This window comes from Brevundimonas sp. (assembly GCF_036399195.1).
GTDB lineage: Bacteria > Pseudomonadota > Alphaproteobacteria > Caulobacterales > Caulobacteraceae > Brevundimonas.
The window spans coordinates 1-13,816 of record NZ_DASWNO010000125.1; the positions used below are offsets into that span (position 1 = coordinate 1).

General features: G+C 68.7%; 12 protein-coding genes. 6 read left to right on the top strand and 6 right to left on the bottom strand.

Annotated elements, in window-relative coordinates; translation table 11 throughout:
• From VGB60_RS05825 to VGB60_RS05850, 6 genes are all read right to left on the bottom strand, one after another.
• A partial coding sequence (locus tag VGB60_RS05825) for a hypothetical protein (RefSeq protein WP_331037320.1) occupies positions 1-311 on the bottom strand: 311 nt, incomplete at its 3' end.
• Complete coding sequence (gene mnmA / locus VGB60_RS05830; RefSeq protein ID WP_331037321.1) at positions 304-1,533, bottom strand: tRNA 2-thiouridine(34) synthase MnmA; 1,230 nt, start codon at positions 1,531-1,533, stop codon at positions 304-306. The genes mnmA and VGB60_RS05825, both read right to left, overlap by 8 nt.
• A gap of 109 nt (positions 1,534-1,642) precedes the next feature.
• Positions 1,643-1,930: a DUF1153 domain-containing protein gene (locus tag VGB60_RS05835; RefSeq protein WP_331037322.1), complete on the bottom strand. Its 288-nt coding sequence runs from the start codon at positions 1,928-1,930 to the stop codon at positions 1,643-1,645.
• A gap of 164 nt (positions 1,931-2,094) precedes the next feature.
• Complete coding sequence (flgE, locus tag VGB60_RS05840) at positions 2,095-3,549, bottom strand: flagellar hook protein FlgE (protein WP_331037323.1); 1,455 nt, start codon at positions 3,547-3,549, stop codon at positions 2,095-2,097.
• Between the two features lie 13 nt (positions 3,550-3,562).
• Positions 3,563-4,315, bottom strand: coding sequence for a flagellar hook assembly protein FlgD (locus VGB60_RS05845; protein WP_331037324.1), 753 nt, complete (start codon positions 4,313-4,315; stop codon positions 3,563-3,565).
• Between the two features lie 3 nt (positions 4,316-4,318).
• Entirely contained in the window at positions 4,319-5,626 is a 1,308-nt protein-coding gene (locus VGB60_RS05850; protein ID WP_331037325.1) for a flagellar hook-length control protein FliK, read from the bottom strand.
• A 384-nt stretch (positions 5,627-6,010) separates the two neighbouring features.
• Here VGB60_RS05850 and flgK point away from each other — a divergent pair, with 384 nt between their 5' ends.
• The 6 genes from flgK (at position 6,011) to VGB60_RS05880 (ending at position 13,814) form a co-directional block, all read left to right on the top strand.
• Positions 6,011-8,122, top strand: a complete 2,112-nt coding sequence (flgK, locus tag VGB60_RS05855) for a flagellar hook-associated protein FlgK (RefSeq protein ID WP_331037326.1) — start codon at positions 6,011-6,013, stop codon at positions 8,120-8,122.
• Positions 8,122-9,045: a flagellin gene (locus VGB60_RS05860; protein WP_331037327.1), complete on the top strand. Its 924-nt coding sequence runs from the start codon at positions 8,122-8,124 to the stop codon at positions 9,043-9,045. The genes flgK and VGB60_RS05860 overlap by 1 nt, the downstream gene beginning before the upstream one ends.
• Positions 9,046-9,109: 64 nt before the next feature.
• On the top strand, positions 9,110-10,354 hold the full coding sequence (locus VGB60_RS05865; RefSeq protein ID WP_331037328.1) for a putative DNA modification/repair radical SAM protein: 1,245 nt from the start codon (positions 9,110-9,112) through the stop codon (positions 10,352-10,354).
• The gene (locus VGB60_RS05870; protein ID WP_331037329.1) at positions 10,354-11,802 is read left to right on the top strand and encodes a UdgX family uracil-DNA binding protein; all 1,449 of its coding nucleotides are present in this window, start codon (positions 10,354-10,356) and stop codon (positions 11,800-11,802) included. The genes VGB60_RS05865 and VGB60_RS05870 overlap by 1 nt, the downstream gene beginning before the upstream one ends.
• A gap of 108 nt (positions 11,803-11,910) precedes the next feature.
• Complete coding sequence (locus VGB60_RS05875) at positions 11,911-13,026, top strand: ABC transporter permease (protein WP_331037330.1); 1,116 nt, start codon at positions 11,911-11,913, stop codon at positions 13,024-13,026.
• Entirely contained in the window at positions 13,023-13,814 is a 792-nt protein-coding gene (locus VGB60_RS05880) for an ABC transporter ATP-binding protein (protein WP_331037331.1), read from the top strand. The genes VGB60_RS05875 and VGB60_RS05880 overlap by 4 nt, the downstream gene beginning before the upstream one ends.
• The last annotated feature ends 2 nt before the right edge of the window (positions 13,815-13,816 follow it).

Consider the following 13,816-nt stretch of genomic DNA (forward strand, 5'->3'; position numbering starts at 1 on the left):
ATCGGGAAATAGTGCCCGCTCTCGACGCGGTGGTGACCGTCGAGGTGCTGCAGGAAGGACTGGAGCGCCGGGATCAGCTGCCGGTGCAGGGCCGACAGCTCCCCGCCCGCGCGCCATTGCCCGATCAAGGCGCCCATGTGTGTCTGATGCGAGCGGAAGCCGCCGTGCATCTGCAGCCAGAAGGCGGCGGTCTCGTCGAGGCCCGCGGCCGTCCAGCGGTCGCGCGGGAACTGCGGCAGCAGATACTGGAACTCGACCGGAAGCCCGGCGCGCGCGGCGAGCGCCGTCAGCGCGTCCGGCCGGTCAGACAACGGCGGCGGTCGTCTGGATGAAGCCGCCGCCCAGCAGCCGGTCGGAATCCGTCGGATCGTAGAGGGCGCAGGCCTGACCGGGCGCCACGCCTTCTTCGCCGGCGTCGAACATCACCGACACTGCGCCGTCGGCCAGCGCCAGACGGGCGGGAGAGGGCGGACGCGTCGAACGGACCCGCGCCAGGACCGACGCGCCTTTGGCGGCGGCGGCCTCGATGCTGTCGCCGTCGCCCAGCCAGTTGGTTTCGTCCAGCGTCAGCGAGGCGGTCAGCAAGGCCTCGCGCGGGCCGACGATGACGTGGCGCTTCACCGGGTCCAGCCTGGTTACGAACAGGGGCTCGCCCACCGCGACATTCAGGCCCCGGCGTTGGCCAATGGTGTAGTCGGTGATGCCGGAATGTCCGCCCAGCACGCGCCCGTCCATGTGCACGATGTCGCCCGCCTCGCGCCCCTGCGGCCGCAGCTTGTCGATCAGGGTGCGGTAGTCGCCATTGGGGACGAAGCAGATGTCCTGGCTGTCCGGCTTGGCGGCGATGCGCAGGCCCAGCTCCAGCGCCACGCCGCGCACCTGCGGCTTCTCCAGATCGGCGAGAGGGAAGCGCAGGTAGTCGAGCTGCTGCGCCGTGGTGGCGAACAGGAAGTAGGACTGGTCGCGCGAATGGTCGATCGCCTTGCGCATCTGCGCCCGGCCGTCCGGACCGATGGCGCGCCGGACATAGTGACCCGTAGCCATGGCCGCCGCGCCCAGATCGCGGGCGACGTCCAGTAGGTCGCGGAATTTGACCGTCTGGTTGCAGCGGATGCAGGGCACCGGCGTCTGCCCCGCCAGATAGCTGTCGGCGAACTGATCGATCACCGCGTCGCGGAAGCGGCTCTCGTAATCCAGCACATAGTGGGGGATGCCCAGCGTCTCGGCCGCCAGGCGGGCGTCGTGGATGTCCTGACCGGCGCAGCACGCGCCCTTCTTCTTCAACGCCGCGCCGTGGTCGTAGAGCTGCAGGGTCACGCCGACCACGTCATAGCCGGCCTTGTGCAGCAGGGCCGCGACCACGGTGGAGTCCACCCCGCCCGACATGGCCGCCACCACGCGCGAGCCGACCGGCAGCCCGACCGCCGCCCGTGCGGACGCGATCGCCGCATCCATGTCGGCCGGGGACGACAGCGGGGCGATGTCAGGGATCGCGCAAATGGGCTCGGCCAATGTGGACGTGTCTAGCGTCATGGCGCGCTATCTAGTGCGAAACCCGCACAAATTCGAGGCCGCGCCATAAACGACAACGGCCGCCTCCGTTTCCGGAAGCGGCCGCTGCTGTTCTTCGGGGAGAGCTGATCTACGGGCGGCCGTAGTGCTGGATGCGCGTGGTGCGCAGGCCCTGCATGCCCCATTTGTCGATGGCCTTCTGCCAGGCGAGGAATTCCTCGGCGGTCAGGCGATAGCGCGCGAGGGCGTCGTCCAGGCTGATCAGCCCGCCGCGAACAGCGGCCACGACCTCGGCCTTGCGACGGATAACCCAGCGGTCGGTGTCGGCCGGCGGAAGATCGTGCATCGTCAGAGGCGTACCCGTAGGGCCCACCACATATTGTTCGCCTCGACTGTTCAGGCGTCGCTCTTGCAACATGGGCTTTTGCCTCATTGACCACCACCACTAAGAGCGTGACCGTAGCGGTCGGCGGCTAAGGGCCGTTTAAGCGTCGTGGTGAAGGAAAGGCTAAGGCGCCTTTCCCCACCCGGTCGTTTGCTGGTCGACAGATCCATGAGTTCAACGCCCCCGTCGGCTCAGGATCAGCGCTTGATGCTGATCAGCTCGGCCAGCATTTCGTCGGCCGTGGTGATGATCTTGGACGAGGCGGAATAGGCCCGCTGGGTGGTGATCAGGCCGGTGAACTCGGCCGACAGGTCGACCGTCGAGGCCTCCAGTTGGGACGCGCCGATCAGGCCCGCGCCGCCCGACCCGGCGGCCTTGAGGTTGTAGGTCCCGGAGCCCTGACTGACGCGATAGGCGTTGCCGGAGGTCTGGGTCAGGCTGTCGGGGCTGGGGAAGGTCGCCAGCGCGATCTGGGCGATCCGGCGGGTCACGCCGTTGTCGAAGATGGCGGTGACGAAGCCCGTGTCGTCGATCTTGACCTCCGACAGGTTGCCGAAGGCGGTGCCGTTGGTCAGCACGGCTTGAACCACCGAGGCGCTGTCGTACTGGGTCAGACCGCCGGCCGAGGCCGACAGGTCGAAGGCCAGCGACTGGTCGTCGATGCCGAGGCCCGGGGCCCACTGGAATTCACCGGGGCCGGGGGCCGCGCTGTCAGACGAGGCGAAGTTCAGGGTGGCGGCGGTCGGATCGGGGAACAGCGCCTGGGCCCCCAGGGCCGTCATGGCGTCGACGTCCAGCCGGCCGTCCTGGGTGAAGGCGACGAGCCCGGTCTTGAGCTGGCCGTTGGTCAGGCCGGAGCCGGTGACGACGTCGGAGGCCGGGATCGCCCGCAGCTCGGAGTACCACTGGTTGGGCGTGGAGCTCTTCAGGAACGAGATGGCGATCGTGCGCTGGCCGCCCTTGGAGTCGGACACCGGGATGGTCAGTTCGAAGTCCGGCTTGACCCCCGCGCCCGTGTCCGGATCCCACATGGACATCGAGTTGGTCACCGGATCGTAGGCGTTGGCGCCGGGCGGCGTGGCGGCCGCGTCCGTGGCCTCGGGCGAAACCAGCTGGCTGGACTTGATGTTGGCGTTCAGCTGGATGCGGGTTGTGGCCTCCGCGGTGCCGCCGACGGAGCCGACGTTGACGGTGCGCAGCCGATTCAGATCCGACGGGTCGGTGGCGATGTTGCCGTCAGCGTCCACCGGCCAGCCCTGCAGGTAGAGGCCCGCGGTGTTCCGCAGATAGCCCAGATTATCGACGCTGAAGGCTCCGGCCCGGGTGAACAGGCGGGCGTCGGTGACCTGAAGGTTCTCGGATTTCTCCGTCACCACGAAGAAGCCCTGACCCGCGATGCCGAGGTCGGTGTTCGAGGTGGTGCGCTGCAGCTGTCCGGCCTGGCTGGTGAAGTGCCGCGCTGTCGCCAGGACGCCGCCGGCCGAATAGCCGGCCCCTTGCGACTGGCTGTTGATGACGGTCTGGAACTCGCCCGCGGTCCGTTTGTAGCCGACCGTGTTCACGTTCGCGATGTTCTGCGAGATCGCCGCGAGCGCGGCGGAGTTGGCGGTCAGGCCGGACACGCCGGCCAGTAGTGCGCTGTTGATGCTCATGGCGCGGGGCTCCTTACGAGAACAGGTTGGATGGGTTCAGCGCAGAGGCGATCGAGGACATCAGGCCCTCGTCATCGTCATCGGCGGCTGCGTTGGCGGCGGTGGTTTCTTCCAGCGCGATGATGCTGGACAGGGGCAGGATGGCGTTGCCGACGGTGAGGTAGGGCTGGCCGTCGTAAAGCTCGACGCCGGTGATGCGTCCGCGGGTCAGGACCTGTGCGTCGATCGCGCCGCCGGCGGCGTCCTTGGCCACGACCTTCAGGGTGTAGACCTGCCCATCCTGGCCGTTGTTGCCGCTGGTCGCCTTGCCGTCCCAGGTGAAGTCGTGGATGCCGGTCGTCTTCGACGGCGCGTCGCCGGACCAGACCACCTTGCCTGATCCATCCAGCACCTGCAGCGTGGCGGAGGACGCATTGGCGCCGAGTTCGTAGCTCCAGGTCGCTTCGCCATCGGCCATCTTGGTCGCGGCCCAGGCGGCGGTGGCGGTCTTGCCCATGTAGGTCGCGGCCTGACCGAGCCCGCCGCCCTGCTGGGCCGTCAGCAGGCCCTTGAGCAGGTCGTTGGTCAGCAGCTGCTGCTCGACGCCGGCCATCTGGGTCAGCTGGGCGGTGAACTGGTTGGAGTCCACGGGCGACAGCGGGTCCTGGTTCTTCAGCTGCGCGGTCAACAGCGACAGAAAGGTCTCGAAGTTCGAGGCCAGCATGGCGGAGCCGGAGCCGATGCGGGCGCCGGCGTTCGCGGTGGTTGTTGAGACGGCGTCGACCATCGATCAGACCTTCACGTCCACGCCCGAAGGCGAGAGGGAGAGCGCCATCCAGCGCGGGGGAATGGCGGCGTCGGCTTCGGCGCTCAGGCGCTGGGCCGCGGCGAAGGCGCGCCTGGAGCCGCCGCGGTCGTCCTGCCCCCGGTCGAAGGCGCTGGAGCCGCTGTCGCGATCGGCGAATTCGAAGGCGTCGTCGGCGAGGTGGAAGCCGGCGTCCTCAAGCTGACGCCGAAGCTCGTCGACGCGGCCGCGCAGGTCCGTGGCGGCGGCGGGATTGTCGAACGCCAGGCGCGCGGCGAGGCGGCCCTCGGAGTCGATATCCAGCTTGATGTCGACCCGCCCCAGTTCTTCCGGCAGCAACGCCATCTCGAAGCGGGTGGAGCGGCCCTCGAGCCGGCGCAGGATCTGGGCGGCGATCTGGGCGGTGGCTTCGATGGTGGAGCGCGAGAGACCTGAGAGCCCCGTTTCGCGGGCGATGGTCGTCGCGGCGTCGGCATGCCGGGCGGAGTCGCCCACCGGAGCCGCCTCCGACGCCGCAGCGTCTCCGGCGACTTCCGGGCCGGCGGTCGCCACCTCGGATTTGCCGCCAGCCGGACCGGCGGCCTTGTCGGCGACGAGGCCCGCGGCGGGCGGCGTCGTTGAACCGGAGGCGCGGTCCTTGGGCCCCGACATCTGCGCCGCGACGGACTCGCCGGCGCCGGAAGTGGTCGGTTCAGCCGGCTTCGAGGTGCGCTCGGCCAGGGGGCGCAGCGGAGCGGGCGTGGCGAGCGGCGGGAGCGCCGCAGCCGCCGCGTCGTGCGCTTCCGGCCTGGCTGGCGGCGGAGCGGGCGGCGCCTCGACGGCCTCTGGAGCCAGTGTCTGCTGGGGCGCCGTCTGGGAGGGCGCCGCCGGTGGCGTGTTCTTGTCGGCGGCGCTGGCCAGGGACTGCGCAGGTGCGGACGCCGTTCCAGACCCCCGGGGCGAGGCATCGACCGCAACGGGGGGAGCCGCTGGAGCGAGTTCAGCGGGCAGGTCCGGGACAGCGGCCGGGATCGGGGGAGACGCCTCTGCAGCAGCAGGCGGGGGAGGAGGGAGCGTCACCAGCGGCGCGGCCGCAGTGACCATGAACGGCATTTCAGCCGCTTCCGTCGCTTCGGTCTCGACATCCACGGTTGTGGTCAGCAGATCAGCGGACGCTTCGCCCACGCCGTCGCCCATCTCGGCGGCCGTCGCCAGCAGCGCGGCGAACCCGGTCGCGTCAGCGGACCCGGCCGGTCCGTGCGGAGCGGCGGGCGCGACGGGGGCGGCGATGGCGAAGACGGCTTGGGCGGACATGGACCCGATGGGCGGTCGCCGGGAGGCGAAGGTGGCTTGGGCGCCTGCTGCGCCGGACATTCGGACGGTCCGCCGCAAGTCGCGGGCCAGTTCGGGATTTCCGCCCAAGTTGTTGAAAGAGAACGAATACCTGAGAGGGCCTGGCTGCTCCTCCCGACGGCGCCGCAGTCGAAACTTGCCGTGTGGCGACGGATTTTGCCCGGCGCCTCGCGCCTCTCCCGGCGTGGCCCGGCCCTTGCGCGCCTCGGACGGCATGACACAGGCGCGAAACGCGATGCTGCATGAAATCAATAACTTGCTGGACGACGCTCAGGCCGCCGCCGGGCAAAAAGCGCGTGGCGGCTGGCAAGGCTTGCCGGGCGCCGCCCTCATGGAGGCCGCCGCATGTCGCTGAACGCCATCATGAACACGGCGACGTCGGGGCTGGCCACGGCCCAGACCCAGCTGCGCGTGGTCTCGGACAACGTCTCCAACGTCAACACGCCCGGCTACGTCCGCAAGATCGCCGACCAACAGACCATGACCAGCCAGGGCATGGGTTCTGGTGTCGAGGTGGCGCGCATCCGGCTGGCCACCGACCGGTTCCTGCAGGCCGCCAGCCTGAACGCCGGCGCGGAGTCGGCGCGGCAGGGCGTTCGCTATGAGCTCTACGACCGCATTCAGTCGCTGTTCGGCGATCCCGGCGGCGACGGCTTCTTCTCCAAGGTCGACAGCGTCTTCTCGGCCTTCGCCGCCAGCGCCGAAGACCCCACCTCTTCGCCCCGTAGGCAGGAGGCCCTGTTCCGGACCCAGGCGCTGTTCGACGAGGCCAGCCGGATCGGGAAGCAGATTCAGGCGGTCCGGGAGGACGCCGACGGCCGCATCCAGAGCGCAGTCGAGAAGACCAATAGCCTGCTGACGCAGATCGAGGGGCTGAACCTGGAGATCGCCCGTGCGACGGCCGTTAACGGCGACGCCTCGGGCGCGGAGACCGCTCAGGCGGCCCTGATCGGGCAGCTGGCCGAACTGATGGACATCCGGGTCGCGGTGCGCCCCGTCGGCGGCGTCTCGATCCGCACGGGCCTCGGCACCATGCTGGCCGGCGAAGGCGCCGCGACGCTCGGCTACAACCGCGCAGGCACGGTCACAGGCGAGACGGCCTTCAACGAGATCTGGGTCACCGAGCCGGGCGGGCAGAAGCGCTCGCTGCTGGATTCCGTCACCTCGGGCGAGATCAAGGGGCTGGTCGAGCTGCGCGACGTCGAGGCGCCCGCCGCCGCCGAACGGCTGGCCGAGCTGGTGTCTCACATGGCCGACGAGCTGAACCGGGCGCACAACGCCAACTCGGCGGTGCCGGCTCCCACCAGCCTGACGGGCCGGAACGTAGGGCAGTCGTTCGAAACGGCCATCGCAGGCTTCACCGGCCGCACGACGGTCGCCGTCACCAACGCCGCGGGCGTGGTCCAGTCGCGGGCGGACATCGTCTTCTCGGGCGGGACGATGACCGTCAATGGAGCGCCGGCGGACCCCAGCAACTTCCTGACGGTTCTCGACGGCCAACTCGCCGGCGCGACGGTAAGCTTCGCCGACGGGCGGCTGTCGATCACGGCGACCGCGCCCAACGGCGTCGCCATCGCCGATGACGCGACGACGCCGTCGGCCAAGGCCGATCGCGGCTTTTCCCACTATTTCGGCCTGAACGACCTGATCTCCACCGACCGCCCGGCCTTCTATGACAACGGCCTGACGATGAACTCCCTGCACGGCTTCAGCGCGGGCGAGGACCTCACCTTCCGGTTCACCGGCGAGAACGGCGGCAAGCTACGCGATATCGAGGTCGAGATTCCGGTCGGGGCAACCAGCGTCGGGCAGCTGATCGATCGGCTGAACGATCCGGCCGCCGGAATAGGCCGCTTCGGCGCCTTCTCCCTGGCCGCGGACGGCAGCCTGAGCTTCACCGGCTACGGCAATCCGCCGCCGACGCTCAGCGTGCTGGCGGACACCACGACTCAGATTCCCTCGGGCGTGTCGGTGACGGAGCTGTTCGGCATCGGCGGGGGCGTGCGGTCATCGCGGGCCGACGGCTTCTCCCTGAGGACCGACATTCGTCAGACCCCGTCGAGGCTGGCTCTGGCGCAGCTGAACCTGTCCGTGGCCCCGCCGGCCGCCTCCTTGAGCCCGGGCGATGGTCGGGGCGCCCTGACGCTGGCGGATGCGGGCGAACGCTCGGCCAACTTCCAGCCCGCGGGAGACTCTTCGGGCGGCTCGATCTCGGTGTCGCGCTACGCCTCCGAGCTGTCGGGGGAGATCGGCGGCAAGGCGGCGGCGGCCAAGAACCGCCAGCAGACCGCGGGCGCCCTCTATACCGAGGCTACCGCCCGCCAGACGGCGCACGAGGGCGTCAATCTGGATGAGGAGCTGGTGCTGATGACCACCTATCAGCAGGCCTTCAACGCTTCGGCCCGCCTGATCCAGGCGTGCAAGGACATGTACGACACGCTTCTGGGGATGGTCTGATGAGCCGCGTCGCCACCTACGGGAACTATCAGTCAGCGCTGCTGAACCTGATGAACAGCCAGGTCCGCTCTGCCGAGGCGCAGCAGCGCGTCTCGACCCAGAAGAACGCCACCGACCTGACCGGCTTCGGCCGACAGTCCGAGACGCTGACGGCGCTGAAAGGCTCTCAGAGCCGCATCCAGGGCTTCATCGACACCGCCGAGGCGGTCAGCGCGCGCTTGACCACGCAGGATCTGGCGATGGGCCAGATCTCGGACGGCATCACCGCGTTGCGCGAGGCGATCGGCAGTGCGCTGGCGACCGACTCGGCTGGGTCGCTCATGCTCGAGCTGGAGGGTCAGTTCCAGACCATCCGGGGCGGGCTGAACATGCGCCATCAAGGCGGCTACCTGTTCGCCGGAGCATCGACGACGACCGCGCCGGTCGAGGCGTCGAACCTGAACGAGCTCTCGGCCACCGCGCCCGCCGCCGTCTTCCGCAACGACACGCTGAAGACCGCCAGCCGCGTGGCGGACGGAACCACGCTGGAGACGGGCTTCCTCGCAGACGAACTGGGCGCGGACGTGATGGCGATCCTTCGCGACCTGAACGACTTCCACAACGGCGGCTCAGGCCCCCTGACCGGGAAGGTGACAGAGGCGCAAAAGACCTTTCTGATCGCTCAGCTGTCGCGGCTGGAACAGGCCAGCACGGGCGTAGTCGACAAGATGGCCAAGACCGGTTCGCTGGCGAAGCAGGTCGAGAGCATCTCCGAGAGTCACCTGGCGCAGAAGACCTCTCTGGATCAGCTGCTGTCAGACCGCACCGACGCCGACATGGCCAAGGCGGTGACCGACCTGCAGCTGTCGCAGCTGGCGATCCAGGCCTCGGCGCAGGTGATCAGCCAGCTGCGTGACGTGTCGCTGCTCAACTATTTGAGGTAGCGCGACAAAACGCCCTGCGGCCACGCTGGACTTCCCTTCTCGCTATGGAACATAGTGAGAACATATGGCCCAACTCGATCTCCGCAGAAAGCTCGCCGTCCTCGCGGATGCGGCCAAATACGACGCCAGCTGCGCTTCGTCGGGCACGTCGAAACGTGACTCAAGCAAGGGCAAGGGCATTGGCTCGACCGAGGGCATGGGCATTTGCCACGCCTACACGCCGGACGGCCGCTGCGTGTCGCTGCTGAAGATACTGCTGACGAACTTCTGCATCTACGACTGCGCCTACTGCATCAACCGGGCGTCCTCGAACGTGCCGCGGGCGCGGTTCAGCGTGGACGAGGTCGTCGAGCTGACGCTGAACTTCTACAAGCGCAACTATATCGAGGGGCTGTTCCTGTCGTCCGGCATCATCCGCTCGGGCGACTACACGATGGAGCAGCTGGTGCTCGTGGCGAAGACCCTGCGGATCGAACACGACTTCCGCGGCTACATCCACCTGAAGCTGATCCCGGAAGCCGATCCCCGGCTGGTCGAGGAGGCGGGTCTGTACGCCGACCGCCTGTCCGCCAACATAGAACTTCCGCGCGACGAGGCCCTGCACCGGCTGGCGCCACAGAAGGACGTCAACGTCATCAAGAAGGCCATGGGCGACGTTCGCCTGAAGGTCGAGGCGGCGCGGCCCGGCAAAAAGGACCGCGCGCGACCGCCGAAGTTCGCGCCCGCCGGCCAGTCCACCCAGCTGATCGTCGGCGCCGACGGGGCGCCGGACACCGAGATCATCGACCGCAGCGCATCGCTCTACGCCGGCTACGGCCTGCGCCGGGTGTACTACTCCGCCTTCAGCCCGATCCCGGACGCCTCCAGCGCCCTGCCGCTGTCGAAGCCGCCGCTGATGCGGGAGCACCGTCTGTACCAGGCAGACTGGCTGATGCGCTTCTATGGCTTCTCGCCGCCCGAGATCGGCGAGGCCGCGGCCGCCGACGGCATGCTGGACCTGGCCATCGATCCCAAGCTGGCGTGGGCGCTGAACAGCCGCGCCGTCTTTCCGGTTGATGTGAACACGGGGTCGCGGGAGATGCTGCTGAGGGTGCCGGGGCTCGGCGTGAAGTCGGTCGACCGCATCGTCAGCATCCGCCGCTGGCGCACCCTGCGGCTGGAGGATGTCGGGCGACTGTGCCGAGGCGTGGACAAGGTGCGGCCCTTCATCACCGCCCTGGACTGGACGCCCGGCGGCCTGACCGACGCCGCCGACCTGCGCGCCCGCCTGACCCCGGCGGCGAAACCGGTGCAGTTGAGCCTGTTCTGATGCGCGTTGGAGCGCTGGCGCACGAAACCGACTTCGAGGGCTGGCGCCTTGCAGCGCGTCAGTTCCGGACGGAAGGCCTGCGTCCCGACCAGGTGCGCTTCGCCGTCGGAGCCGAGACGGCGCAGAACGGTCTGTTCGACATCTACTTTCCCCCCACGCCCGTGGAGGGGAAGAGCGCGCAAGAGTTCGTGGTCCCCAAGGCGTTCGTCGATCTGGCCGGATCGGTGATCCTGCACCGCTCGGAGGACCGGTTCGACCTGCTGTACCGCCTGCTGTGGAGGCTGCGCGAGGAGCCGAACCTGATCCGGATCGTCAGCGACGCGGACGTGGCCGACGCCATGGAGCGGGCGAAGAACGTCAGCCGGGCCAGCCACAAGATGAAGGCTTTCGTCCGCTTCCGGCAGGCGTTCGACAACGCGGGCGAGCGCTGGGTCGCGTGGTTCGAACCGGCCCACCGGGTGCTGGAGATGACCGCGCCCTTCTTCGCCCGCCGCTTCGCCAATATGCGCTGGTCGATCCTGACTCCGGACGGCGCAGCCGTGTGGGACACCGATGCGCTGACATTCGGTCCGCCCGCCACGCGTGACATGGCGCCCGCCGAGGACGAGATCGAGGCGTTCTGGAAGACCTACTACGCCTCGACCTTCAACCCCGCCCGGCTGAAGACGAAGACCATGCAGGGGGAGATGCCGAAACGGTACTGGAAGAACCTGCCGGAGGCCTCCCTGATCCCGGAACTGGTGGCCCGATCGTCGGTTCGCACCGATGACATGGTCGCCGCTCCCGCATCCACGCCGAACGCCCGCCTCGACAAGACCCTCGCCCGGATGGGCCGCGACGCCTCATTCGACGAGGGGTTCGTCCCGTCCAACCTCGACGAACTGGACCGGGCGGTGCAGGCCTGCCGCCGCTGCCCGCTGTGGCGCGACACGACGCAGGGCGTTTGCGGCGCCGGCGCGCGGAAAGCGCCGCTGATGATCGTGGGCGAACAGCCCGGCGATCAGGAGGATCTGTCAGGTCAGCCCTTTATTGGCCCTGCGGGTCAGGTGCTGGACGCCGCCCTGGACGAGGCGGGCATCGACCGCGGCGACGCCTTCGTCACCAACGCCGTCAAGCATTTCAAGCACGAGCCGCGGGGCAAGCGGCGCATCCACAAGACGCCGGCCGTCAGCGAGGTCAGCGCCTGCCGCTGGTGGCTGGACGCCGAGCGGCGGCTGGTGAAGCCCAAGGTGATCGTCACGCTCGGATCGACCGCCGCGCTGGGCGTTCTCGGACGCAAGGTCGCGGTCACGAAGGAGCGGGGCGTGGCGCTGACCCAGCCTGACGGCGCGCGGGTTCTGCTGACCGTTCACCCGTCCTATCTCCTGCGGATTCCGGACGCCGCTTCGAAGGCGGCGGAGCGCGAGCGGTTCGTGGCGGACCTGAAGCGCGTCCGCACCCTGCTTTGATCCGGAACCGTGGCTGAACGATTACGCCGCGGCGGCGTTGTGAGTCCCGCCCCAGCTTTGCCGTTTCCACGGCGTAGTCAAATCGGATGGCGCAATCTAGGTAGGGGCATGGCCGCAGCGGATTTCCAGATCGAGGACGGCGGGCCGGGTCTGACCCTGCGTCTGACCGGCGACTGGACCGCGACCGAGCTCGGCCGGATTTCAGCGCGCCTTGACGAGGAGTTGGCCGAGCGTCCGATCGAGGCGGTCGATCTCACGGACATGGGCCGCTTCGACACCGCCGGAGCCCTGGCCATCGTCAAGGCCTCGAATGTTGTGCTTCCCCCCTCGGCGTGGGCCCAGAGGCCTGAAGCCGGCCGCACCTACGCCGTGGTCGAGCGGCTCGAGCGCGAGAGCGCCGATCCGCCCCGCCGTTCGCCGGGCTGGGTTCGCACCTTCGCAAAGGTCGGCCGCGGGGTTCAGGACATCCTGGCCGAGGCCACGCTGTCGCTGGCCTTTCTTGGACGGTTGATCGTCGCCACAGGTTCGGCCCTCCGGCACCCGGGCCGTATCCGCTGGCCGGCCTGGTTCAGCCAGGGCGAGCGCTCCGGGCTGGACGCCATCCCGATCGTCGCGGTGACCAACTTCTTCATCGGCGCCGTCATCGCCTTCCTTGGGGCCAATCTGCTGACCCAGTTCGGGGCGGGCGTTTTCACGGTCCAGCTCGTCGCCGTGGCCACGCTGCGCGAACTGGCGGTGCTGATCACCGCGATCCTGCTGGCGGGCCGCTCATCGTCTTCGTTCGCCGCCGAGATCGGGTCGATGCGGATGAATCAGGAGGTGGACGCCATGCAGGTCATGGGGGTCAACCCGTTCCAGGCGCTGGTCATTCCCCGGCTGGCCGCGATGGTGCTCATGCTGCCGATCCTCACGTTCGTGGGCATGCTCGCGGGTTTGCTGGGCGGCCTTCTGGTGACGTGGAGCCAGCTCAGCTACGGGCCCTCGTTCTTTGTCCAGCGCATCAGCGAGGACCCCCTGATGGGCCAGCACCTGATGGTCGGCATGATCAAGGCCCCGGTCTTCGCCATCGTCATCGCCGCCATCGGCTGCAGGCAGGGCATGGCGGTGGCGGGCGACGTGGAGAGCCTCGGCCGTCGTGTCACCGCCGCCGTGGTTCAGGCCATCTTCGCCATCATCCTGCTGGACGCGATCTTCGCCCTGATCTTCCTGGAGCTGAACCTGTGACCGGGCCGGAACAGAAGCCCGCCGCGCCCGAGCGCCTGATCGAGGTGCGCGGCCTGCTGAGCCAGTTCGGCGAGCGCACCATCCATGAGAATCTCGATCTCGACCTGGAGCGGGGCGAGGTGCTCGGCGTCGTCGGCGGGTCCGGCACCGGCAAGACGGTGCTGCTCAACTCGATCATCGGCTTGAAGGAGCCCGAGGGCGGCGAGATCCGGCTTCTCGGCTATGACCGCGCGACGATGACCGCGGCGCAGCAGGCCGACGTCGAACGCCGCACCGGCATCCTGTTCCAGCAGGGGGCGCTGTTTTCGGCCCTGAGCGTCATTGAGAACGTGGCCTCGCCGCTGGTCGAGCACACCGACCTGTCGAAGGATGTGATCCGCGAGCTGGCGGAGATGAAGATCGCCATGGTCGGGCTGAAGCCGGAGGCTCATCACCTCAAGCCCGCCGAGCTCTCGGGCGGCATGCGCAAGCGGGTCGGCCTGGCCCGCGCGCTGGCGCTGGACCCGGAGCTGTTGTTCCTCGACGAGCCGACCGCGGGTCTCGACCCCATCGGCGCCGCCGCCTTCGACGCGCTGATCCGTCAGCTGTCCAACGACCTTGGCCTGACCGTGTTCATGATCACCCACGATCTCGACAGCCTTTACGCCATCACCGACAAGGTCGCCGTCCTGGCCGACAAGCATGTGGTGGCCAAGGCGACGGTTCAGGAACTGGAGCGTTCCGAACACCCGTGGATACGGGAATACTTCCTTGGTCCGCGCGGACGCGCTGCGGACAAGGCGGCTTAAGG

Excerpts from the sequence above, each read along its gene's own strand:
- mnmA (WP_331037321.1), bottom strand. The coding sequence starts at position 1,533 with ATGACGCTAGACACGTCCACATTGGCCGAGCCCATTTGCGCGATCCCT.
- VGB60_RS05835 (WP_331037322.1), bottom strand. The coding sequence starts at position 1,930 with ATGTTGCAAGAGCGACGCCTGAACAGTCGAGGCGAACAATATGTGGTG.
- flgE (WP_331037323.1), bottom strand. The coding sequence starts at position 3,549 with ATGAGCATCAACAGCGCACTACTGGCCGGCGTGTCCGGCCTGACCGCC.
- VGB60_RS05845 (WP_331037324.1), bottom strand. The coding sequence starts at position 4,315 with ATGGTCGACGCCGTCTCAACAACCACCGCGAACGCCGGCGCCCGCATC.
- VGB60_RS05850 (WP_331037325.1), bottom strand. The coding sequence starts at position 5,626 with ATGTCCGCCCAAGCCGTCTTCGCCATCGCCGCCCCCGTCGCGCCCGCC.
- flgK (WP_331037326.1), top strand. The coding sequence starts at position 6,011 with ATGTCGCTGAACGCCATCATGAACACGGCGACGTCGGGGCTGGCCACG.
- VGB60_RS05860 (WP_331037327.1), top strand. The coding sequence starts at position 8,122 with ATGAGCCGCGTCGCCACCTACGGGAACTATCAGTCAGCGCTGCTGAAC.
- VGB60_RS05865 (WP_331037328.1), top strand. The coding sequence starts at position 9,110 with ATGGCCCAACTCGATCTCCGCAGAAAGCTCGCCGTCCTCGCGGATGCG.
- VGB60_RS05870 (WP_331037329.1), top strand. The coding sequence starts at position 10,354 with ATGCGCGTTGGAGCGCTGGCGCACGAAACCGACTTCGAGGGCTGGCGC.
- VGB60_RS05875 (WP_331037330.1), top strand. The coding sequence starts at position 11,911 with ATGGCCGCAGCGGATTTCCAGATCGAGGACGGCGGGCCGGGTCTGACC.